The sequence below is a fragment of the Sorangium sp. So ce1153 genome (genome assembly GCF_051521595.1).
GTDB lineage: Bacteria > Myxococcota_A > Polyangia > Polyangiales > Polyangiaceae > Sorangium.
The window spans coordinates 1,539,868-1,562,375 of sequence record NZ_CP150361.1 but is presented as its reverse complement, the minus strand read 5'-3'; the positions used below and the strand labels follow the sequence as shown (position 1 = coordinate 1,562,375).

General features: G+C 67.7%; 15 protein-coding genes. 8 read left to right on the top strand and 7 right to left on the bottom strand.

Going from position 1 to position 22,508, the window contains the following annotated elements; translation table 11 throughout:
• Window positions 1-104 precede the first annotated feature (104 nt).
• Both WME85_RS05610 and WME85_RS05605 read left to right on the top strand, forming a co-directional pair.
• Window positions 105-959 (top strand): inositol monophosphatase family protein, encoded by an 855-nt coding sequence (locus tag WME85_RS05610; RefSeq protein ID WP_437835831.1) that lies wholly within the window; start codon window positions 105-107, stop codon window positions 957-959.
• Window positions 960-988: 29 nt separating this feature from the next.
• Window positions 989-1,627: an NADPH-dependent F420 reductase gene (locus WME85_RS05605; RefSeq protein ID WP_437835829.1), complete on the top strand. Its 639-nt coding sequence runs from the start codon at window positions 989-991 to the stop codon at window positions 1,625-1,627.
• Between the two features lie 96 nt (window positions 1,628-1,723).
• Here the strand turns inward: WME85_RS05605 and WME85_RS05600 are convergent, their stop codons facing one another.
• Entirely contained in the window at window positions 1,724-2,467 is a 744-nt protein-coding gene (locus tag WME85_RS05600) for an SDR family oxidoreductase (RefSeq protein ID WP_437835827.1), read from the bottom strand.
• Window positions 2,468-2,684: 217 nt separating this feature from the next.
• On the opposite strand from WME85_RS05600, the gene WME85_RS05595 reads away from it, so the two are divergent.
• On the top strand, window positions 2,685-3,581 hold the full coding sequence (locus WME85_RS05595; RefSeq protein WP_437835825.1) for an AraC family transcriptional regulator: 897 nt from the start codon (window positions 2,685-2,687) through the stop codon (window positions 3,579-3,581).
• A 124-nt stretch (window positions 3,582-3,705) separates the two neighbouring features.
• Here WME85_RS05595 and WME85_RS05590 read toward each other — a convergent pair whose 3' ends face one another.
• Together WME85_RS05590 and WME85_RS05585 are read right to left on the bottom strand one after the other, a co-directional pair.
• A complete protein-coding gene (locus WME85_RS05590; RefSeq protein ID WP_437835823.1) occupies window positions 3,706-5,007 on the bottom strand; it encodes an extracellular catalytic domain type 1 short-chain-length polyhydroxyalkanoate depolymerase in 1,302 nt (433 codons plus the stop codon).
• 543 nt (window positions 5,008-5,550) lie between these two features.
• A complete protein-coding gene (locus tag WME85_RS05585; RefSeq protein ID WP_437835821.1) occupies window positions 5,551-7,080 on the bottom strand; it encodes a pectate lyase family protein in 1,530 nt (509 codons plus the stop codon).
• Between the two features lie 376 nt (window positions 7,081-7,456).
• Between WME85_RS05585 and WME85_RS05580 the strand changes: the two genes are divergently transcribed.
• Together WME85_RS05580 and WME85_RS05575 are read left to right on the top strand one after the other, a co-directional pair.
• Window positions 7,457-8,488 (top strand): hypothetical protein, encoded by a 1,032-nt coding sequence (locus WME85_RS05580; RefSeq protein WP_437835819.1) that lies wholly within the window; start codon window positions 7,457-7,459, stop codon window positions 8,486-8,488.
• Window positions 8,489-9,430: 942 nt separating this feature from the next.
• A complete protein-coding gene (locus tag WME85_RS05575) occupies window positions 9,431-11,407 on the top strand; it encodes a TIR domain-containing protein (protein ID WP_437835817.1) in 1,977 nt (658 codons plus the stop codon).
• A gap of 21 nt (window positions 11,408-11,428) precedes the next feature.
• On the opposite strand, the gene WME85_RS05570 is transcribed toward WME85_RS05575, so the two are convergent.
• Window positions 11,429-11,593 (bottom strand): hypothetical protein, encoded by a 165-nt coding sequence (locus WME85_RS05570; protein WP_437835815.1) that lies wholly within the window; start codon window positions 11,591-11,593, stop codon window positions 11,429-11,431.
• 830 nt (window positions 11,594-12,423) lie between these two features.
• Window positions 12,424-13,191, bottom strand: a complete 768-nt coding sequence (locus tag WME85_RS05565) for a thaumatin family protein (protein ID WP_437835813.1) — start codon at window positions 13,189-13,191, stop codon at window positions 12,424-12,426.
• Window positions 13,192-13,385: 194 nt separating this feature from the next.
• Between WME85_RS05565 and WME85_RS05560 the strand changes: the two genes are divergently transcribed.
• Window positions 13,386-16,505, top strand: coding sequence for a glycoside hydrolase family 3 protein (locus WME85_RS05560; RefSeq protein ID WP_437835811.1), 3,120 nt, complete (start codon window positions 13,386-13,388; stop codon window positions 16,503-16,505).
• A 68-nt stretch (window positions 16,506-16,573) separates the two neighbouring features.
• On the opposite strand, the gene WME85_RS05555 is transcribed toward WME85_RS05560, so the two are convergent.
• Window positions 16,574-18,448, bottom strand: coding sequence for a c-type cytochrome (locus WME85_RS05555; protein ID WP_437835809.1), 1,875 nt, complete (start codon window positions 18,446-18,448; stop codon window positions 16,574-16,576).
• A 448-nt stretch (window positions 18,449-18,896) separates the two neighbouring features.
• Between WME85_RS05555 and WME85_RS05550 the strand changes: the two genes are divergently transcribed.
• Window positions 18,897-19,961: an aldo/keto reductase gene (locus tag WME85_RS05550; protein WP_437835808.1), complete on the top strand. Its 1,065-nt coding sequence runs from the start codon at window positions 18,897-18,899 to the stop codon at window positions 19,959-19,961.
• A gap of 305 nt (window positions 19,962-20,266) precedes the next feature.
• Here the strand turns inward: WME85_RS05550 and WME85_RS05545 are convergent, their stop codons facing one another.
• A complete protein-coding gene (locus WME85_RS05545) occupies window positions 20,267-20,752 on the bottom strand; it encodes an N-acetyltransferase family protein (protein WP_437835806.1) in 486 nt (161 codons plus the stop codon).
• Window positions 20,753-21,250: 498 nt separating this feature from the next.
• Between WME85_RS05545 and WME85_RS05540 the strand changes: the two genes are divergently transcribed.
• Window positions 21,251-22,243 carry a Rieske 2Fe-2S domain-containing protein gene (locus WME85_RS05540; RefSeq protein WP_437835804.1) on the top strand — a complete coding sequence of 331 codons (993 nt, stop codon included), beginning with the start codon at window positions 21,251-21,253 and terminating at the stop codon, window positions 22,241-22,243.
• Window positions 22,244-22,508 lie beyond the last annotated feature (265 nt).

Sequence of the window (22,508 nt, the reverse complement as noted above, 5' to 3'; positions counted from 1 at the left end):
CCTTCGTATACCAACTATGCATTGGACGACATGAGTCGTCCAGGGTTTACTCCCCCGAGCGAGAGGTCGCGAGGAAGCGCGGGCCGCTCGCCTGAGGAGGAATCATGTCGACACATTCCGAGCCATCGACGAACCATGTGACGCGGCGGGACCAGAGCACGGCCAGCGCCGAGGACGAGTCCCTGCTGCCCACGGTCGTCGCGGCGCTCTCCGCGGCAGGCGAGCGGCTCGTCCGTCGGTTCTCGACCGAGCCGCGCCTCCGGAGCCGAGAGGAGGTCTTCGCCGCCCTCGGCGCCAACGACGCTGTCTCTCTCGAGGCGATCCGTGAGCCGCTGTCGCGCGCTCGCCCGGGGGCGCGGTGGGTCGAGGACGAGCTCGAGCGCGGGCCCCTCCCGCCAGGGGAGTGGTGGGTGACCGACACCGTCGAGGGGAACATCAACCACGTTCACGGGATGCCGGACTGGTGCGTCACGGCGACCCTCGTCCGTGACAACGAGCCGGTCCTCACCGCGGTACACCTGCCCCTGAGCGGCGAGACGTACACCGCCCTGAAGGGCGGCGGCGCCTACCTGGGGACCAAGAGGCTTCAAGCGTCGACGAAGACACAGCTTGACGCGGCCTTCGTCGGGACCGGCCAGGCGATGCCGGGCGAGGATAAAGAGACGTACCGGCGGATCGGCCTGTCCGTCACCGCGATGCTCGGGAGCGCGCTCGTCCTGCGCGTGTCGGTCCCGGCCACGCTCCAGCTCGTTCAGGTCGCGGCCGGCCGGATGGACGTCTTCTGGCAGTACAGCCAGATCCTCTCCGGGCTGCTCGCTGGCGCGCTGCTCGTCATGGAGGCCGGCGGCGCGGTCACGGACACGCGCGGGAACCGCTGGAGCCTGACCAGCGATGACTTCCTGGCTGCTGCGCCGCGGCTCCACGCGGGCGCGGTCGACGTCCTGTCTACCGTTCGCTGAAGAGGGGGATCTGAACCATGGAGCGCATCGTGGAAAACATCGGAATCCTCGGCTCGGGCCGCGTCGCCGCGGTCCTTGCCAACAAGCTCGCAGGCGCCGGGCATGCCATCGCGATCGGCACCAGGGACCCTGCGCAGGCAGCGGCGAAGTGGTCGGGGGCGCGCGTCGAGCATACGGAGCACGCGGAGGCCGCGCGCCGGGCCTCGATCGTCATCAACGCCACCCCCGGAGACACGAGCGTCGAGCGGCTCGGCGCCCTCCGCGATGAGCTGAAGGGGAAGATCTTGATCGACGTCTCCAACGCGACGGTGCGCGGCCAGAACGGCTTGCCCAGCGGCCAGCTCTACCCGGGCGGCAGCGTCGCCGAGCGCCTGCAGGACGCGCTGCCGGAGACGGCCGTGGTCAAGACGCTGAACACCATGCTGTTCACCGTCATGGCCGATCCCGGGAGCCTGCGTATCCCCCCGACCGCGTTCCTCTCCGGCAACGACGAGAGCGCGAAGGCCGTCGTCGCGAGGCTGCTCGGCGATCTGGGGTGGCCGGCTGACTGGATCGAGGATCTCGGAGACGTCACGACCGCGCGCGGGACCGAGGCGCTCGTCTTGCTCGTCCCCTCCGTGGTGCGCAAGCGGGGGCTCGCGCCGTTCGCCCTCACGCTCGCCCGGTGAGCGGCGCGCGCGGCCGGCCGCGCCAGGGTGCTCGGCCCCTGGCCGACGCCGACCGCGAGGAGCGCGACAGGCGAGTCCCGCGTCCCATCGAATCGCTCATCTCGCCCGGGCCAGCGCCACCGCGTCGGGGCCTGCCGGGAAACGGAGCTGCCCCGACGCGTCGTTCGCGGCGCGCCACACCGCCTCGGCCACGTCGGACTCGGTCGTCACCAGAGCCGGCTGCCCGAAGGAAGCGAAGATACGCTGCGCGAAAGGCGCGTAGGCGTCGGGGATCAGCCCTGCCATGCGGGCTCCCCCGTTGCTCGTGAAGCGCGTCGTCGGGGCGTAGCCCGGCTCGACCAGCTTCACGCGCACGTCGAAGGCCTCGAGCTCGAACGCGAGCGACGCGCTGAACCCCTCGATGGCTGTCTTGCTCGCGGTGTACACGGCGACCAGCGGCATCGGCGCGAGCGTCGCGCTCGAGGTCACGTTCACCACCACGCCCGATCTCCGCGCGCGGAGCTGGGGCAGCACGGCCTGCGTCATCGCCATGACGCCGAAGGTGTTGGTCTCGAACACCTCGCGCACCGTGGTCATCGGCGTGGCCTCGAAGGCGCCCATGAGCCCGATGCCGGCGTTGTTGACGAGGACGTCGATGGGCCCGCTCGCCTCCAGCGCGGCCGCGATGCTGCCGGGCTTCGTCACGTCGAGCGCCACCACGCGCAGCCGGTCCGACCGAGGCAGCGCGTCCTCGCGCGGCGTTCGCATCGTGGCGACCACGTTCCAGCCCTGCGCGTGAAAGTGGCGCGCCGTCTCGAGGCCATAGCCCGAGGAGCAACCGGTGATCAGCGCGGTCTTCACGGCGTCCCTCCACGGCGAAGCTCGCCGGAAGCGGGGACGTCGCCCTGCTGCTGAGCGCCGCCAGCGACGAGCGGGGCGCTCGTCGCGCGAGATCCAACCACTGCCTTCATGTGGACTCCTTTGCCGCCGTGGGCGCGTCGTTCATGGGTGGAACATAGCCGCGCGCGCTGGACTATCTATCGTTGAGAGTCCACATTTCGTTTGCTAGAGTCCATGCGTGAGCGACCCTCTCTCGGAAGTGATCGCGCTGCTCCAGCCGCGCACCGTGTTCTCGAAGCTCATCAGCGGCGCTGGGCGCTGGGGTGTTCGCTACTCGAGCTTCGGCCAGCCGAGCTTCTGCGCCGTGCTGGAGGGCAGCTGCCGGCTCGCCGTCGACGGCGAGCGTGCCCTGACGCTCGAGGCGAGCGACTTCGTGCTCTTGCCGGCGACGCCGGGCTTCACCCTCTCGGGCTTCGAGCCGGTGAGGCCAGCGCGCGTCGACCCGAAGGTGACGCCCGCGCCGACGGGCGAGGTCCGCCATGGCACGCGCGGCGGGCGCCCCGACGTGCGGCTGCTCGGTGGCTATTTCGTCTTCGACTCGCCGGACGCGGCGCTGCTCGTGTCGCTGCTGCCGGCGCTGTTGCACGTGCGCGGCGTCGAGCGGCTTTCGGTGCTCGTGCGGCTCGTGGGCGACGAATCGAACGAGCAGAGAGCCGGGCGCGACCTCGTGCTCACGCGCCTCGTGGAGGTGCTGCTCATCGAGGCGCTGCGGTCGACCGCGGCGGAAGACGCGCCTCCCGGGCTCCTGCGCGGGCTGGCCGATCCGCGGCTCGCGCCGGCGATACGGGAGATGCACGGTCAGCTCGCGCGCTCATGGACGGTGGCCGAGCTCGCGAAGACCGCGGCCCTCTCGCGCTCGGCGTTCTTCGAGCGCTTCGCCCGCACGGTGGGCCTGCCGCCGATGGAATACCTGCTCGCCTGGCGCATGGCCGTCGCGAGGGACCTGCTCCGCCGCCATGATCTCGGGATCGCCGAGGTCGCCGAGCGCGTCGGCTACGCCTCGGCGAGCACCTTCAGCACCGCGTTCAGCCGACACGTGGGCCAGCCTCCGAGCCGCTTCGCGCGCGCGGGCTAGTTCGCGCGTCGGAGATCCTGCCAGGGATCTGCCTCGCGAGCGAAGAGAGATTTCAGCGCAAAGACGCCAGGAGCGCAAACACGCGAACGTGCATGAACATTGTTCTTTGCGCCTTCGCGAGCCGTCAGCGCCTGGCGTTTCGCGGCCGGCGACGGATCGTCAACAGCGCGAGGCCGATGGCGACTGCCGCCGCGTGGAAGCTCTTCGGCTTCGCATCGCCGACGGCATAGGCGCATCCGCCTGAGTCAGATGCGGTATCCGGCCCCTCGCCGGGATTGCCGCTGCCGGCGGTGACGCCCGGGGCGCTACCGCCCGTCGCGCCGCCGCCGGCGCTTCCGCCGTCCCCCGCGGCGCCGCCGCTTCCCGCGGCGGGTCCGGCGCTGCTGGCGCTCAGATCACCCCCGGCGCCGCCGCCGCCCGAGCCGCCCATGCCGCCGCTGCCGCCGCTGCCGCCAGGACCCGAACAGTCCGTCTCTGGATCGCCACCACCGGCCCTGTCGAGGCCGAAGAACGCGAGGATGGCGTCGTGCTCGTACGGCATGGAGTGCGCGCCGTCTTTCCCTGACCAGGCCTCGAACACCGTGTGGCCACACTCGTTCTTCCAGAACTGGCGCTCATAGGTGGTCCTGTTCGCGCTGGTCGTGCTGTCGGTCGAGGTCGGGGTCTCGCTCAGACCCAGGACGTTCGTCCATTCCTTGATCGCCTCGCCCTGGTTCTTGTAGTTGATCGTCGCGTCCGCCGTGCCGTGGAAGATCTGGAGGCGCGGGCGATGTCCCGTGTAGCCAGGATACATCGCGCGAACCTGGTCTCCCCATTCCTGCGCCGTCTTGCTCGTCCTGCCCCCCGCGCAGTTGCCGCTCCACTGGTTGCTCGGGTCGAAGCCGTCCGCCCAGCACCCGGCAGCCACGCCCGCCCTCGCCGCGCCAGCCCTGAAGACGTCCGGGTACACCGCCAGCATGGCCTGGGTCATCATCGCTCCGGATGAGCCGCCCATCACGTAGACGCGCGCCGGGTCGCCGTTGTACTCGGCGAGCGTGTACTTCACCATCTGAACGATGGCCTGGGTGTCCCCGCCGCCATCGTGGGTCAGGGACTTCATCGTGCCCACGTCCCAGCAGTTCCGGCCGGTGGCCTCCGGAAGGATGATGATGAAGCCGTTCTGGTCGGCCCCCGCGCGGATGCCAGAGATGCTGTTGAAGAACCCGCTCACCGGAGTGCTGCAAGAGTGGCAGGCCACCACGATGGGTGGATTCTCCGCCAGCTGGTCCGGGACGTAGATGTGCATGTTGACGTAGTCCGGTACGCCGCTCGCCCCCCACGTCGTCCGGTTCACCATCACCACGGACGCCGCGTGCACTGGCATGGCTGCGAGCAGCCCCAGAGAGAGCGACGCGACCACGAAGACGCGATTCTGAAATCGACGCATGTCCGAGCACCTCTTGAGCTGGCGTCGCCGGCGACGGCGCGCACTTCACGCGTCGATCCTAATCGACAGAAGAACTGCGACGCAAGCGACATCGAGTTCTTCCAATCCGTGAAAATTGAACCAGACCCTTCCGCGCCACAGGACCTTCCGCATTGCAATTGGCCGTGATCCCGCGGTCTGGCGGCCTTCCGTGACGCAGAGCCGGGTTCGACAAAGGGGCGTAACGGACGCACGGTCCCGCGGCGAGGACGCCCCTGTCCGAGGAGCCGGCAGCGAGACGCACTGTATTTATGCGATGATCCGTGACCTGTTACGATTGGTAACGAGCTCATCCCTTCGCGAGAGCTCTTCGTCCTTGACGCAACGGACAGTCGCAGCATCAGGACCTTGTGGGCGAGCACCTCGGCGTCGGCCCCCCGCGCGCGAGGACGCGCTCTTTCAGCACCGCGATCGGAGCGTTCACGAAGTGCAGCTCGGCAGATGCGCCCGCTCCCGCGGCGATCTCCCGTTATCCTCGCGGCGCCTCGAACGGGCGACGCCGGCTCACAGCCCGCCCGCCCCCGCCTTCGAGGTGACCTCGGCCTTCACCTCGGCCGCGGGCTGCTTCGTGTATTCATAGCTGCTCCCGGGCGTCCACAGGGCATCGGTCGCGGTGAGCTCCGGCTTGTTCGCCGCCAGGGCGGCCGCTTGCGCCGCGGCGAAGAGGTCCACCGCTTCGCCGTTCAGCGTGCTCTCGGCGTCGAAGAAGTACGTCTTTTCACCGGCGAAGTCGCCGCTGCCGGCCTTGTGGTAGACCGAGATGACGTTGGTCGCCGTGGCCGGCGGGCCGACCGGATCGGCTGCGATCTCGAAGACGTTCGCCTCGGAGTAGAGCTTCGCGAGCTGGCCGATGCCCAGCGCGTAGAGGAACGGGTAGTCCGGCGCGGGCTTCGCTCCGTCCGAGGGCGCGAGCGTCCCCTTGTAGTAGTTGTTGTAGACGTGGACCTTGCCGAAGCGCACGCGCGGCAGGCGTTGCGTCGCGTCCTCGTAGAGGTTGTGGTGGAGCGTCACGCTCAGGAGCCCCCAGCCGTTCTGCGGGGTCACGGTGTCCGTGCCGCCCAGGAGGTTCGTCTTGTCGTGGTCGTGGAACTTGTTGTACGAGATGGTCACGAGGTCGGACTGCAGCGTGACGTCCACGGCGCCGTCGTGGTGCTGCACCGAGTAGTCGTGGCCTGTTCGCGGCGCCTCGAACACGGAGGGGAACAGCTTGTCCGGCCGGTCGCCGTCGCTGAACGTGTTGTGATCGATCCACACGTGGGTGGCGCCGATGACCTGGATCAGATCGTACTCCGAGTTCCAGCGGCCGCCTGGGCAGGTGAGCGGGGTCTCGGCCGTGCACCCGGGCACGCTGGTGTCGAGCCGGAACGAGTCGCCCGGATCCCAGGCCGGGAAGAAATCGAACGCGTCCTCGAAGGCGACGTTGCGTATCACCACGTTGTCGATGCCGGCGCCGAGGTACAGCGTGCCGTGGATGATCTTCGCGTCCGCGCCGAGCCCGAGGATCGACGTGTTGGAGCCGACCTGGATCAACGTCGTCGCCTTCTGCCTGTCCGCGGAGCGCGCCCTCGCCTCCTCCAGGGGGCCGGTGAGCGGCGGCGGCTTGCCGTTGACCAGCGTGGTGTTCCAGACGCTCGGCTTGTACGCGTCGACGTAGGCCTGGAAGTCGAACGCCGGGTCGGCGTAATCTTTCTCCGTCAGGGGTCTGTTGTCGTCGTCCGTGCTGAGGTCGATCGTCCCCTTGATGTAGATGATCTTCGGCGTGCTGCTCGGCGCGGCCGGCGTGCCGTCAGGGCCCGTGGTTCCGTTCGGGAACAGCGCGGCGACGAGCTCTCTGCGGGTCGTGACGGTGAAGATGTTGTCCTCGGTCGCGCCGTCTCCGCCGGTGGTGCCGCTGGTCGTCGCCGCCGCCGCTGCCGTTGCTAACGCCGGAGCCGCCAGAGCCGCCGCTGCCGCCGCTGCCGCCAGAACCGCCGCTGCCGCCAGAGCCGCCAGAGCCGCCAGAGCCGCCGCTGCCAGCTTCGGGCGTTGGGTCATCCAGTCTGGAGGAGTCTCCGCCGCAAGCAGAAAGCGCAGTGAGTATCGCCCATCCGAGCGTGATGGGTAGAACGGAACATTTCATGGACCGGGGGTAGTGCAAGCGGCGAGCCATCAGCGGTTGGCCCGAAGAGTCGCGGCGAGCCACGGGGGCATGCGGCGCATGTGTTAACCGGTTGCGTCAACCGGCGGTTGACAGCGGAGGGCTCCCGGGCGTCCGCGTCGCGCGGGTCATATCGAAGAATTATCCATGCATTGAAGGGGCGCCCGTCGCGACGATATTTGTCTGTTCTCAGGCTGAGTATCCGAAGGAGGCGCGGGGCCACCGCCAGCAAGATCGCATTGACGTGCCGTATCGGGAGATGTAGCCGAGGACATGGCTGACCACCGCGTGAGATCCCCTGTCGCCGCGTGTCGCTCCCTCGCGTGCTGCCTGCCGTTGCTCGCGCTCATCGCCTGCGGCGGAGACGATGACGGCACGCCGCCTCCGCCGGCGACAGGCGGCAGCGGCGGCGCGGCGACAGGTGCGACCGGCGGGAGCGTCACCACGACGGGCAGCGGCGGCGGTGGGGCATCGACCAGCGGCGGAGGAGCATCCGCCGAAGTGGCCAGCGGCAGCGCGACCAGCGGGACAGGGGGAGGCGGCGACGCCACGGGCTGCACACGCGATCTTCTGAAGAGCACGATCGACGCCTATTTCGAAGCGCTCGCGGCGCACGATCCGTCGACGTTGCCCCTCGCCGACGACGTGAAATTCACCGAGAACAGCGAAGCCCTCGAGCTCGGTCAGGGAGGGCTCTGGAAGACCGCCGGCGCGCTCAAGTATGCTCACAGCGCGCTCGACACGGAGACCTGCAGCTCCGCGAGCCAGGCGGTGGTGCCGGACGGCGGCATGGATATCCCGCTCGCCCTTCGCCTCAAGCTCGAGAGCCAGAAGATCAACGAGATCGAGACCATCGCCGTGCGGCCAGGGGACTACAAGGTGTCCGGGCAAGACTTCGCCTCGAACACCGCCGCCCTCATCGCGAGCGGGGACACCGTCACGTGGGAGGAGCCCGTCGCGGCGGGAGACCGCAGCTCGCGGGACGAGCTCATGGGCTGGATGGAGAAGTACTTCTGGCTGTTCCCGCGCGGCGTCTGCGACACGGTCAGCGGCTGCAAGCGCATCGAGAACGGCGGCGGCTCGTTCAATTGCAGCGCCGGCGCGAGCTGCGATCCTGGCCAGCCGGGCTCAGGGACACCGGCGTTGACCCCTCGTCTCATCTTCGCCGACGTCGAGACGGGCATCGGGGTCGGGTTCACCATGTTCATGGGGAACACCGACATGCACATGTTCAAGATGTACGGCGGCCAGGTCTACGGCGTGAGCGCGATCCTGGGCGCCGCCAGCAGCTCTGGCTGGGAGTGAACCAGCGTCGTTTGTCCACCTTCACGCGGTCCTAGGCAGAAGGCTCGCGAGAGAACGAAGGTCGCGCCGTCATTCAGCGAGTCCTGCGAGCCCTGCCGGCTGCTCGACCCATCGCCGGGCCTTCGACGACGGGCCAGCGCTTGGCGTGGTAGGGGTGAGCGGTCCCGTCGATACCTCGGGCATGATCGACCATGACGAGCTCGACGCCATCGCTGAAGCCGCTTTTGTTGCGTCGTTGCCCGTTGCGCCCGGCCTCTGGAGCTGGCCTACGACGACTGGGGACGGTCTTCCGCGACCTGACAGCTCGGGTCGAGGTGGCGAGGGGCCGAGATCGGAGAGGCGTGATGCCTTGCCTCGCGGCAGGCCTGTATCGCGTGCCTGCGGCAGGCTGAATCCCGGCTACGTACAACCACAACGGAACGACCCACGAGCCGCTCGCCGAGAACACGGCCGGCCGGGCGCGCTCCCCTGCGGGAGCAGCTCCCCTGCGGGAGCACCGGAGGCAGGCTCGTCTTGACACGGGACGGCATCTCCGCTGGTCTCGCAGATTGGGATGGCGATGGGGGTAGCTGGAACGGCGACGAGGATCAGAGAGGTACCTCCGAGCGCCTACGCAGCGCGTCGGTCAACTCGCTCCGGTGCGTTCAGTACCGCGACCAACTATGGTGGAACCGACGAAGCCTTCTATGTCCACATGGGTCCGTATGCCGGTTCAGGCTCTGCACCGCGACCATCGCGTCAGCTAGGACCTTCACCGGTTGCTATATCACGATGCGCACTCTGGCTGAGTGGTTAGTCTCGCTCTCCGCACCGTGGCAAGCAAGCCGGTGCGCGCGCGAGTGCGCGCTTCGTCGCGGGCGGGTTCAATCCCGGAGGACTTGGGGCATATCAATAACGAAACAACTCAGGTATCAACGAATGATATAAGACATAGTATTACCCATGCGATTATTCATAAGCTATTCACATAGGGACGATCACCTTCGAGAGCAACTTGAAACTCATCTGGCGATGCTCCAGCGCCAGGGATTCATACACGTATGGCACAATCGACGCATCTCACCGGGAGCAGATTGGCATGACGAAACATCTAAAGAGATTAATAGGGCAGATATAATTCTGCTTCTTATTAGCTCTGACTTTCTAGCGTCTGACTATTGCTACGGCACCGAGGTGGAAAAAGCGCTCGATAAGCACATCAGTGGTGAGGCTAGAGTAATTCCCATTATTCTGCGCGCATGTGACTGGCGCACCGCCCCGTTTGGACGACTTCAGGCGCTCCCGCGAGAGGCTCGACCTGTAACATCTTGGGCCAACCTCGACGAAGCATGGCACGATGTGGCACTTGGTGCTCGGCGCGTTATTGAAGAGATCGTCGCTCAGCGTCGACCGACTCCGACCGAGTCCACCTCGCCGCAAGAACCACTAAAAATACAGCGGGTCTACGACGTATTCAAAACGTCGGGAGTTCCTACCGTCACATTTGTTGAAACGGAGAGCTTCAATAGGCTTCGGCTATCAATTGCACAGCCGGGTCGCGGCGTGGTCGTCGAGGGTCCCTCTGGCATAGGGAAGACGTCTTCCATCCGGCAGGCAATCAACTCGTTGACCAGCAGTGAGGAGGGACAGCTTGGAGGCCCGCCAACTATGCTAAGCGCACGCAATCCGAAGGAGGCAGATCAAATATTGGCTCTGCCGACGTGGCATAGGGGGACCGTCGTGATAGACGACGTGCATCGACTTAGCGATGAGGCGTTCTCCGTAGCCATTAACCAGCTAAAATATCTCGCGGACGTCGACGATCAACGCAGAAAGCTCATACTCGTTGGAATACCCCTCACAGGTCAAAGCTTGGTCAACACGTCATTTGACCTTGCGACAAGAATCGATATATTTAAGCTAGGTCGGGTCACAGACGATCTCGTAATAGAAATGATAACAAAGGGTGAGCTGGCGCTAAACATCCTCTTCGACCGCAAGACGGACGTGGCACGCGCAGTCGCGGGGAGCTTAAACGTGGCGCAGGCACTATGCTTTAGAATCTGCGTCAGGAACAATCTTCTTCAGACACAAACAAGCCCCGCCCAACTGCGCTGCGACATTGAGAAGGCCATCGCCGAGGTCATGGAGATGCTTGCCCTGAAATTCGACCCGGCACTCAAGTCATTTGCGCGCCTAGGCGAACCCAACGATCGAACATGTATACACATAATTGAGCATCTCTCAAGATCTAGAGAAGGCTATCTGTCGATTAACGATCCGCAGGCTCTGCCCACCGAGCTACGACGCAAGGTGAAGGATCTGTTGACGCCAGAATCCATTACTAGAATAGCAGAAGACTGCCCTGAATGGCACAGGCATTTTTACTTTGATCATCGATCCAGAGCCCTCGTAATCGACGATCCCCAGCTGGGGTTCTATATTCAGCAGATATCCGTGCCACGTCTGATGCGACAAGCAGGAAAGATGGGGGTACCTGCTCGTCGTGTAATATTCATCAGCTATGCACACCTTGACGAAGCCCACCTGGAAAGGCTCCGCGTCCATCTCGATCCGCTAAGTCATCGAATTGGTGTGGAACTCTGGGATGACACAAGAATTGAACCGGGCCGCCGATGGCGAGACGAGTTGGATGAAGCAGTCGACTCCGCAGTGGCAGCGATTTTGTTGGTAAGCGCGGACTTTCTTGCGTCCGAATTCATACAGCAAGAAGAGCTTCCTCGTCTTCTCGCCGCATCAACTTATGGCACATTGAGAATCATACCTGTTCTAATTGAACCTTGTGTGCTGACTGGCACTCCGCTTGACAATCTGCAATTCGCAAACTCCACATCGAAGCCAATCGGCACACTGAGTAGATCGAAGCAAGATCTCGTGTGGACTGATATCACAAAAACAATTGCGGCGCTTCTTGCGTGAGTCTCGTCTTGAGTCGCCGGGTCATCTGGTCAGGAAGGTGGGATCTGCCGCAAGGGACGCCACCGCTTGCGCATGGCAGCGAGGCGCCTCCGTGCCTGGCGGTTTGGTGAGAATGCCGTACCGATGCACCCCGAAGTTCCGGTCGACCTCGCTGACCTGCTCGCCCGCGCGGACGAGGATCAGCACCTTCCGCTCCCGAGGCTCGACCAGTCAGAGCAGTTCCAGGATGGCGTGCGCCTCGACCTCGCCCTGTGGGACGGCACTCGTTCCCGGCCAGCGACGTGGCCCAGCGGATCGGCGAGGGTGCGATCCGGGTTCACATCTCGCAGAAAAATCGGTACATGCGACAGATCGCGACGGTCCGCCACCGCCGAATCGTCACGCCAGTGTAGGCTTCGGACAATCTGGCATCTACGGTGCGCCCGGCTGGAGTATCAACGAGACTGGGCGGCAATAATGGGGAACACCGACATGCACATGTTCAAGATGTACGGCGGCCAGGTCTACGGCGTTGTTGACGCTCACGGTAGATGATGGATGGAGGCCACCTTTCGCTCAGGCAGGATGATGGCGCGCTCACGCGCGCGATGGCCATCGCCCATCCGGTGCCCGGAGCCCCCGACGGAGGCTCCGTCCGCCCATCGCCCGCGCGACGCGGCCGCCGGGGCGCGGAAGGGCGCGTCAAGGGCGGCGCAGCCGCCGAGCCCTGCGAGGGAACCCTTGACGCGTCCGAGCACCCCGGCACGCTCAGGACGCGATGGGCCGACCATCACGCCCCTGACCGACGCTCGCTCACCAGCGCGATGGCCATCAGCCAGCCCGAGCGGGAGAGCATCAACCAGCCTGACTCTCAACAGGCGTGAGCGCGATCCTGGGCGCCGCCAGCAGCTCCGGCTGGGAGTGAACCAGCGTCGTCTGGCCACCTTTCACGCGGCCCTGGCCAGCGAGCTCGCGGGAGGGGCGCCCGATCTCCGGCTGGACCTCGCCCGGTCGCCCCCTGCATGTGAGGGAGCGTGTCACGGGCAAAACACGATGTCGTAGTCCTCGCCAGCGCAGGCGGCCATCGACTCCTGGTCGTCCCCTGACCAGGAATACGCGTCCTTGCATTGCTCCTCGAAGTACACGGCCACGGGATTGGCGGGGTCGTCGCGGTCGGGGCTCACACAGGAGACCGTCGCGCCGCTCGCGTCCTTGTAGCGACCCACGTCCGGGCACCGCGCGAGCAGGCTCTCGGGACACGAGAGCGTCCGGCAGTCCGGCACGCCGACGGGCACGATCGCCAGGGGGAGGTTGTGCGCGTCCACGTGGCTGATGTTGTACCAGTCGAAGTCGTTGAAATCGGTGTTGAGGGTCATCTCGGCGAGCGTGTGTCGGCCGCCGCCAGGGTCCGACCCGGCGTACGCCCAGTAGCGCAGCGACGACAGCGGCGCCTCGCTGGTGCCCACGTCGCGGCACGCGAACTGGCCCGGGCCGAGCTCACCGCCGTCGATGAGGCTGCCCAGGAACTGGAGCGGCTCGTCGCACTTGTTGACGAAGGCCAGGGTGGACTTCCCGTCGCCGGCGGTGCGGCAGTCGACCTCGACCGGACCGCCGGGCGGCTGCCCTGTCGACGAGCTGCTGGCCTCACCCGACGTGGCTCCGCCGGTCGAGCTGGACGCGGAGCTCACCGAGGTGGATGCGCCGCTCGCCGCGCCGGAGGAGGCGTCCTGCTCGGGGTCGGCGCAGGCGGCGTCGAGCAGCGAAAAGGCGAGCAGCGCGGCTGCGATCGTCCAGTGTTGCGACATGGCGTTCTTCCTTGCTGCCTCGATGGCGGGAGGAGGATCGAGGGTACCGAATGCCTCGTCCGCCGAGAAGCGATGAATCGTGGTCTGCGTGTAGGTGTGGCGCGAGCGATGGCCGACAGAGGCCCTGATAGAAGCAAACTGTGGGGTTATAAATTTGACGCCCCACTGCGCCGGGACCATGCTCCGGCGCTGGTATGAATTATTATAATCGATACTCCAGATGGCTGCTGCTCGCAGCCCTGATCATCCCTGTTCCCGCCTGTGGGGACGACTCCACAGATCCCCCAGGTGACCCGACAGGGTCGGGCGGGTCGGGCGGCTCCGGCGCGGGCACCACCACCGGCACCGGCGGCTCCGGCGGCTCCGGCGGCGAAGGCGGCTCCGGCGCGGCCACCACCACCGGCACCGGCGGCTCCGGCGGCGAGGGCGGCGACGGCGGCTCCGGCGCGGGCACCACCACCGGCACCGGCGGCTCCGGCGGCTCCGGCGGCGAAGGCGGCTCCGGCGCGGCCACCACCGGCACCGGCGGCTCCGGCGGCGAAGGCGGCTCCGGCGCGGCCACCACCGGCACCGGCGGCTCCGGCGGCGAAGGCGGCTCCGGCGCGGCCACCACCGGCACCGGCGGCTCCGGCGGCGAAGGCGGCTCTGGCGCGGCCACCACCGGCACCGGCGGCGACGGCGGCGAAGGCGGCTCCGGCGCGGCCACCACCACCGGCACCGGCGGCGACGGCGGCTCCGGCGGCGACGGCGGCTCCGGCGCGGGCACCACCACCGGCACCGCCGGTGGCGGCGGCGCGGGCGGCGAGGCCGGGTCGGTCGAATGGCCAACGGTGACGAGCGAGATCCCGCTCGACGCGGAGATCGAGGACGCCATCGCCGAGCTGCTCGCGCGGATGAGCGTGGCGCAGAAGGTCGGCCAGATGGTCCAGCCCGAGATCCTGGCGATCACGCCGGACCAGGTCCGGGAGTACCACATCGGTTCGGTGCTGAACGGCGGCGGCTCGTGGCCGGGGCGCTCCAAGCACGCGACTGTGGCCGACTGGGTCGCCCTCGCGGACGCCTATTACACGGCCTCCACCGACACGAGCGGCGCGCCCGGCGAGCACCTCGGCATCCCCGTCATCTGGGGCGTGGACGCGGTGCACGGCCACAACAACGTGATCGGCGCGACGCTGTTCCCGCAGAACATCGGGCTCGGCGCCATGAACGAGCCCGCTCTCATCGAGGAGATCGGCGCCATCACCGCCGCCGAGGTCGCCGTCACCGGGCTCGACTGGGCCTTCGCCCCCACGCTCGCCGTGGTGCGGGACGACCGGTGGGGCCGCTCCTACGAGGGCTACTCCGAGGATCCGGAGATCGTGAGGAGCTACGCGGGCCGGATGATCCGGGGCCTGCAGGGCCGGCCGGCGGACGGCGAGGACCTGTTCAACGGCGCGCACGTCGTCGCGACCGCCAAGCACTTCATGGGCGACGGCGGGACCGAGCAGGGCAAGGACCAGGGCAACACCGTTTGCTCCGAGGAGGCTCTGCGCGACATCCACGCCCAGGGCTACTTCTCCGCGCTCGCGGCGGGCGCGCAGACCGTGATGGCGTCGTTCAGCAGCTGGAACGGCGACAAGATGCACGGCAATCAGTACCTGCTCACCGACATCCTCAAGGGCCAGCTCGGCTTCACCGGCTTCGTCGTCGGCGACTGGAACGGGCACGGCCAGCTCCCGGGCTGCAACAACTCGCGGTGCGCCGCGGCGATCAACGCCGGGGTGGACATGATCATGGTGCCCAACGACTGGATGGCGTTCATCGAGAACACCATCGCAGAGGTGGAGAGCGGCGAGATCCCGATCGCCCGCATCGACGACGCGGTGACCCGGATCCTGCGCGTGAAGATGCGGGCCGGCCTCCTCGGCCCCAGGGCGAACAAGGGCGCCCCCTCGACCCGGCCGGTCGCCGGCGACGCCGCGCTCCTCGCCGCGCCGGGGCACCGGGCCGTGGCGCGCGAGGCCGTGCGCAAGTCGCTCGTCCTGCTCAAGAACAAGGGCGACGTCCTGCCGCTCAGCAAGTCGATGAACGTCCTCGTGGCCGGCAAGACCGCGGACAACATCCAGAACCAGTCCGGCGGCTGGACGCTAACCTGGCAGGGCACCGGGAACACCAACGCCGATTTCCCGAACGCGCAGTCCATCTACGCCGGCATCAACGAGACGATCACGGCCGCCGGGATGAGCGGCACCGCGACCCTGAGCCCCGACGGCACCGCCGCGGCCGACACCTTCGACGCCGCGATCGTGGTCATCGGCGAGACGCCCTACGCTGAGGGCCAGGGCGACATAGGCAAGTTCGAGACGCTCGAGCACGCGAACCTCTACCCCGAGGACCTCGCCGTCATCGAGACCATCCGCGCCCAGGCGCCGAGCGTGCCCATCGTCACGGTGTTCGTGTCGGGCCGCCCGCTCCACACCAACAAGGAGCTCAACCGCTCGGACGCGTTCGTGGCGGCCTGGCTGCCGGGCAGCGAGGGCGGCGGTGTCGCCGACGTGCTCTTCGGCGATCACGAGTTCCAGGGCAAGCTGTCGTTCTCGTGGCCCTCGGCCGACTGCCAGACTTCCATCAACAGGGGAGACGGCGAGGAGCCGCTCTTCTCGTATGGCTATGGCCTCATGACCACCGACGCCGACGCGCTCGGCGACGATCTGCCCGAGGTCTCCACGGGCCACGGCTGCGCGGCCCCGGACCCGGGGGCGGCCGGCACCACGAGCGAGCCGCTCGAGATCTTCGTGGATGGCGAGGACAAGGGCGACTACGTGCTGCGCATCGGCGGCCCCTCGAACTGGGGCGGAATCGACGTGGGCATGGGGGCCACCCTGCCCGGCGGCGAGGTCAGCGTGAGCACGATCGACGGCGAGATCCAGGGCAGCGCCAAGCAGGTGACCTGGAGCGCGACGGGCCAGATCTACGCGCAGGTCTCGGCGGGCGCGCCCGGGGTCGACCTGTCGCCCTACTACAACTCGGAGACCTCGATCGTCTTCCGGGCGCGCGTCGACGCTCCGCCCGAGGGCACGCTGGTCACGCTGTCGGCCCACTGCGTGTATCCCTGCCTCGGCGACATCAACATCGCCAATAAGCTGACCTCCATCGCGGACGGGGAGTGGCACGAGGTCTCCGTCCCGCTGAAGTGCCTGACGGACAGAGGGCTCGACATCACCAACGTCAACACGCCCTTCCTCCTCTACTCGGAGTCGCCGATGGACGTGGCGATCGAGGACGTCCGCTGGGAGCCCTTCACCGCCGGCCCCACCCCGACCTGCACGTTCTGAGCCTCACAGCATCGAGCTGAAGCCCATCGCACGCAGGCATGGCGCGCCGGGGCGCGAGCCCCGGCGCGTCAGAGCGTCTCGAGGTACGCGACGAGATCGTCGATCTGGGCCGGCGTGAGCGCCGATGTGACGCCGTGCCGGTCCCCTCCCCCGCACGGCCCGAAGCGGTCGTGGAGCGTCGCGGCGCAGCCGTCGTGCATGTACGGGGCGCGCGCCGCGAGGCCGCGCAGCGACGGCACCTGGTAGGGCTTGCCCGTGCCCACGTCCATGGTCTCACCGTTCGTCAGTTTCTCGCCCGAATGGCACGTGCCGCACGCCAGGGTCGGGTCGTTGAAGAGCACCTCGCCGCGCGCAGCAGCGGCCTCGTCCTCCGGCTTCGACCGGGGCAAGTCCTTGATCGTGTCGATCCACGCCGCGATCGCCGCGACGTCCTCGGGGCGCTGATACGAGCCGCCCATCCGGCGCTGGAACACTTCCTCGATGAGGGCGCCGACGTCCGCCAGCTCCCCCTCCCAGTGCAGCGGCGCCGTCGCGAGCACGCCGCCCGCGACCGACTGCGTGCGGCGCGGTCCGATAGACTCGAAGTACCATGTCCGGCCATCCTCGTGCCCCTCCGGGTGGCAGGAAGCGCACGCAATGGTCATGGTCAGGGACGTCTCGCCCCGATGAAAGAAGATGTGGGCGTCGTCGAGCCTGCTCTCGCCAGGAATCTCGATCAGGTCGATCCGCTTGCCGCTCAGGGCCGCGAAGCGCGCGATGCCCGGCGGCTCGCGCAGCTGCACGAGCAGGTTTCCCTCTGCGTCGTAGCCGACGGCGATGGGATCGCCGCTCATGCCCACGTCGAGCTCACGCTGGTCAGCGGAGGCTGAGCAGGTCTCGAGCGCGTCGCGCTGCTCGAGCGTCACGAGCGGCGTCTCGAGCACGCTCTTGCTGCCCGCGTGCAGGATCGCGGCGCTGAGCCCATCCGGCGATACAGCGATGTCGACCGGGAGCACGCCCGTCCCGATGCCCCCCACGTAGGGCACGGCCGGAGCGAACGGCGATCCGGCCTCGCCGGGACGCGGGCGCATCACGGTCACCGCCGAGTGGAGGATGCTCTGTTGACAATTCTTCCCGTAATAGCTGCCCGGCTGCGTATCGTCGATGGGATCCATGACGCCGCGCTGGTGCACCATGGCCACGCCGCCCCCGGGCAGCGAGAGCGTCCTCCACGCCACCCCCGGCATGAACCCGAGCTCGACGCCGCTGTCCCCCCTGGGGACGCTCGCAAAGTAGACCGGCGGCTTGATGCGCTCGGCCACCGTCCCGTCCTTCGCCACCACAAGCAGCTCGGCGGACCGGAAACGGCTCACGAGGAGCGAGTCCCCCTGGACGATGACGTCGCGCAGGTCGCGGTCGAGGCGAAGCTCGCGGACCGGCGGGGCGGCGACGTCGGAGGAGAGCGTCACGAGCTCGCCGCCCGCGCAGGCCACGTGGAGCAGGCCTGTCGAGGCGTCGTGGGCGAGCCCGCGCGGCGCGGGGCAGACGGGCCTGCGTCGCATTTGCCTGGTCGCCAGATCGATCGTGACCACCGCGCCCCCCCGGCGGAGCGCCACATGAGCGACGCCAGCGGTCCCCTCGGTCACGCGCCCTGGCTCGTCGCCCTCCTCCAGAGGGAGGATGGTGACCTGGGAGCTGAAGAGATTGAGGATGGCTATCCTGTCGCGATCCGGATCCGCAGCGACTGCCAGCTTCTTGTCGGCGGTCACGAGGAGCGTTCCGCCGCTCACCGGGGGCGGCGGCACCGCGGAGACACGGGGGGGCGGACCTGACCACGAGGGGCCGTCGTCCCGCGGCAACGGTGAGTCCCACGATAGGTCTTCTTTTTCGTACAGCGCGCACCCAGCGACGGTCGCAGCGATGGCGGAGAGCGCGGCGAGCCGCGCCCTGGTTCGAGCTTTCATTGTGTACCTCCTCCAGCCGGCGCGGCCTTGCAAAGACGCTGCCCGGGCCGTGCTCCGCGCCCCGGGCGGCGGCTCTCGTGGACAGGAGCGCGGGACTTCTGCGCTCGCCGGCCCCTCCGGCGGCGCGTCCGCAGGAATTCGACGTCTCCGTCCGAGGTGTCTTATCCAGGTGTCGGCTCGCGCCGGAAGACGCAAATTCTATACGCCCGGAGAACCAGTGTTGCTGCCGCTTCACACTCGGCGTCGACCACGCGGCGGGAGACGCGCAGCCCCGATCGGCGGCGCGAGCGGCGTGGTGGAGCAGGACGCGGGGCCGGAAGGCACGTTCGAGCTTGAGCGCGCTCGAGGTCAACGGCGCCACCGGCCTCGTTCTGCTTCGTCGGCCAGCCCTTGACTTCGAGCGCGCTCGAAGGCTCATGCCTACGGAACACGCAAGGGAGAGTGGACCATGCGATACGAGCTCCTCGGGAAGACAGGCCTCTACGTGTCCGAGCTCTGCCTCGGCGCCATGACGTTCGGCGGGAAGGGCTTCTACGAAGTGATCGGCGCGCTCGGCACGAGCGAGGTCGAGGCCATCGTCGGCACGTCGCTCGACAGCGGCGTCAATTTCATCGACACGGCGGACGTCTACTCCGAAGGCGAGTCGGAGAAGCTCGTCGGCGCGGCGCTCAAGGCGCTCGGCCGCCCGCGCGAGCAGGTCGTCGTGGCCACCAAGGTGCGCGGGCGCGTGGGCCCGGGCGTGAACCAGGTGGGCCTCTCGCGGGCGCACATCCTCGCGAGCATCGACGCGAGCCTCCAGCGGCTCGGGCTCGATCACGTCGACCTCTATCAGATCCACGGCTTCGATCCCGTGACACCCATCGAGGAGACCGTGCGCGCCCTCGACCACGTGGTGCGCTCGGGCAAAGCCCGCTACGTCGGCTTCAGCAACCTGCCCGCGTGGCTGGCCATGAAGGCGATCGGCTTCGCGCAGGCGAACGGGCTCGCGCGGTTCGAGAGCGCACAGGTCTACTACTCGCTCGCGGGGCGCGACATCGAGCGCGAGATCGTGCCCATGGCGCAGTCGGAGGGCATCGCGATCCTCCCCTGGAGCCCGCTGGCGGGCGGCATGCTGTCGGGCAAGTACGATCCGGAGAAGCCGGGCGGCCCCGAGGGCGCGCGGCGCTCGAGCTTCGACTTCCCGCCCGTCGACCGCGCCCGCCTGCCGCGCGTGCTCGCCGCGCTGCGGGACGTCGCGGGCGCCACGGGCCTCTCGGTCGCGCGCGTCGCGCTCGCGTGGCACTTGACTCGCCCCTTCGTCACCAGCGTCATCATCGGCGCGAAGACGCGGGAGCAGCTCGCCGACAACCTCGCCGCCGCGGAGGTCACGCTCTCGCCCGAGCACATCCAGCAGCTCGACGAGGCGAGCGCGCTCTCGCCCGAATACCCTGGCTGGATACTGGAGTGGCAAAACCGCGACGTGCGGGGCGTCGTCGGCGGCAGATGGTCATGGACCGCGCCCGCCAGCACCTGACGAGGAAGTAGCGGCCCACGGGCATCGGTCCGCCAGCGCAGCCATGCAGTTGCGGAACTGGAACGAGGACGATTCCCTGGCCGCCTGCCTCCCGGCCGCCGAGTTCTGGGCCAACCTCTCGACCACGGGCAGACAGCTCGGGAAGCCCTCGTCCTTGCCCCGGCTGCGCTGGTCTCAGGCGGCTGTCCCGCGTGGCCGAGGAGCATTCCGGCCGCGCTCACGAGGAGCGGGCGTGCGTCACACGCTCCCGTGGGTCGTCCCGAAGGAGACGCGATCCGGATCCGCCGGGTCGATGAGGACGAGCCTCACGAGGGCTCGATTGTCTTCCTCATGCACAGGCTGGTGGTCTGGTAGCCGAGGGTCTCATAGAGCCTGCGCGCCCGCGTGTTGTGCGCGAAGACGTGAAGCTCCAGGTCCCGGGCGCCCAGGCCGCGAGCGACGTCCTCGGCGAGATCCATGACCCGGCGCCCGACGCCCCGGCCGCGGGCGTCCTCTCGTAGCTGGATGTCGTAGACGACGACGCTGCGGAAGCCGTCGACGTCCGTCACCGCGAGCCACAGGTGTCCGACCGCGGCGTCCCCCTCCACGACGGTATAGAGGTGGTGGTCGGGTGTGGCGAGCCCCTGTGGCAGGAGCGCTTCCACCTGGTTGCGCGCATTGCGCTGTGTGTCCTCCGCTCGTGCGTTCACGGCCGCCGCGCGATCGTCCGCGTATCCCGCGATCGTGAGGCGGATGAACGCTTCGAGCTCGGTCGCTTCCAGCGGGCGTAGGGAGATGGGCTGACGAGACATGGTGCGAGCCTACCACCGCGCCACGCAGCCCGCAGCGGATGCTGGGGGCGGACTCCGCTCGTGGCGCCCTCACCCCGAATCGCTCGCGAGCGCCGCCGCCCCAGGGCGGCACGCGGCTCTGCGAACGCCTCCCTCTCCAAAGCTCCGGTGTCAGCCGTCCGGCGGCGCCCTGGAGGACTGGATGGCGAGGACGTCGACGTCCGCGGTTAGTAGAACGACGTGCTCGCCGCGCCGGATTTCAACGCAAGGGCGCAAGGCGCAGAGGCGAAGAAAGCAAGGCGCTTGGGGCGCAGCTCCGCGCGCTCATTGCGGCGGCGACGCTGAACGGTTCCGGCCTCGCGTCCGCGAACTCAACATGGCTGCCTGACCTCACGCATGGTTCGGCGACACCAATGATCTAAACTTGACCTATGTGTCGCAATATGACAGAAAGGTTCCATGTCCCATTCCCCCTCAAGCCCTGCTATCGATCCGAAGCAACTCCCCGATGCACCCCCCATGCTTCGAGAATACTGGTACACCGCCTGCGCTACCTCGCAGCTTGCAAAAGAGCCTCGTGGGGTGCGCGTGCTCGACCAGGATCTTGTCGTCTTCCGCGATGGTGCGGGTCAAGCCCGCGCGTTGCTCGACCGCTGTTGTCATCGCGGTGTGCGGCTCTCGCTCGGCTCCGTCACCAAGGGAAACATCGCCTGTCGCTATCACGGATGGTGCTTCGACGGCGAGGGCCGGTGCGTTCACATTCCGTCGCTCACCAAGGACCGCCGGATCCCCGAGAAGGTCGGAGTACCATCCTTTCCTTGCGAGGAACGCGACGGCTATGTTTGGGTTTTCCTTGGCGAAGGCGCGCCTCCACCGCTTGAGGGCATCCCGCGCTTCGCATCACGCCGGTGGATGCAGGGCGCGATGGATATGCGCTGCGACTACCTGAAGATGATCGAGAACAACGTCGACGTGTGCCACCCCTACTTCGCCCATCCCTGGACGCATCTCCAGTTCTTCACGATCCTGTTCCGGGGTTTCCAGGAGTACGAGTACGAGATGCGCGTCACCGAGCGGGGGATTGTGGTCTTCACGCCGGCGACCTCGGATCCCGAGGCTCCGATCCCACCGGACGCCATGATGACGACCTACGAGCTTCCCAACCGGGTGACAGTGGAGACCAGCAAATTCCATGCGCCCATCATAATCTTGCACTTCGTTCCCACCGGGGAGAACAGTTGCCGGCTGGAATGGATGGTCACGAACCCGATGCCGTTCGGCCGCAAGGTCGGGTGGTCGAAGCAGGAACCGAAAATCTTCGCTCAGGATCGTATCCTTCTTGAGAGCGCGCAACCCTGGTATGACCGCGGCGGCGGGACCTTTGAGAGGAGCGTGGAGGCTGACGCTTCGTCCCTGCTTGTGCGGCGGATCGTCGAGCTGGCCGCGCGTGGCGCCTGGGAGAGCACGCGGGCTTCGCTGCCAAAGCGCCGGCTGGTCGGCGTCCGCGGCTAGCCCATAGGTTGCCGTCTTTGCAGGCCCGCCCGCCGGCGCCGATGCCCTCTCGCGGGCAAAAATCACCCTTGTGCGGCTTGTCGTACGCGAGCGCGCTCGGAGAGGACGGCGACAGCCCGCGGAGCCATCGCGGGGCGACGACGTGTGGCGCGGCTCTCGTCCCGAGACGGCGGAGGCACAGAGCGCTGCCTCGGGTTCGTCGTCCTCCTCGACGTCGTGCTCGATCTCGAGATGCCCGTGCCGCCGGAGGCAACGGAGCATCCGC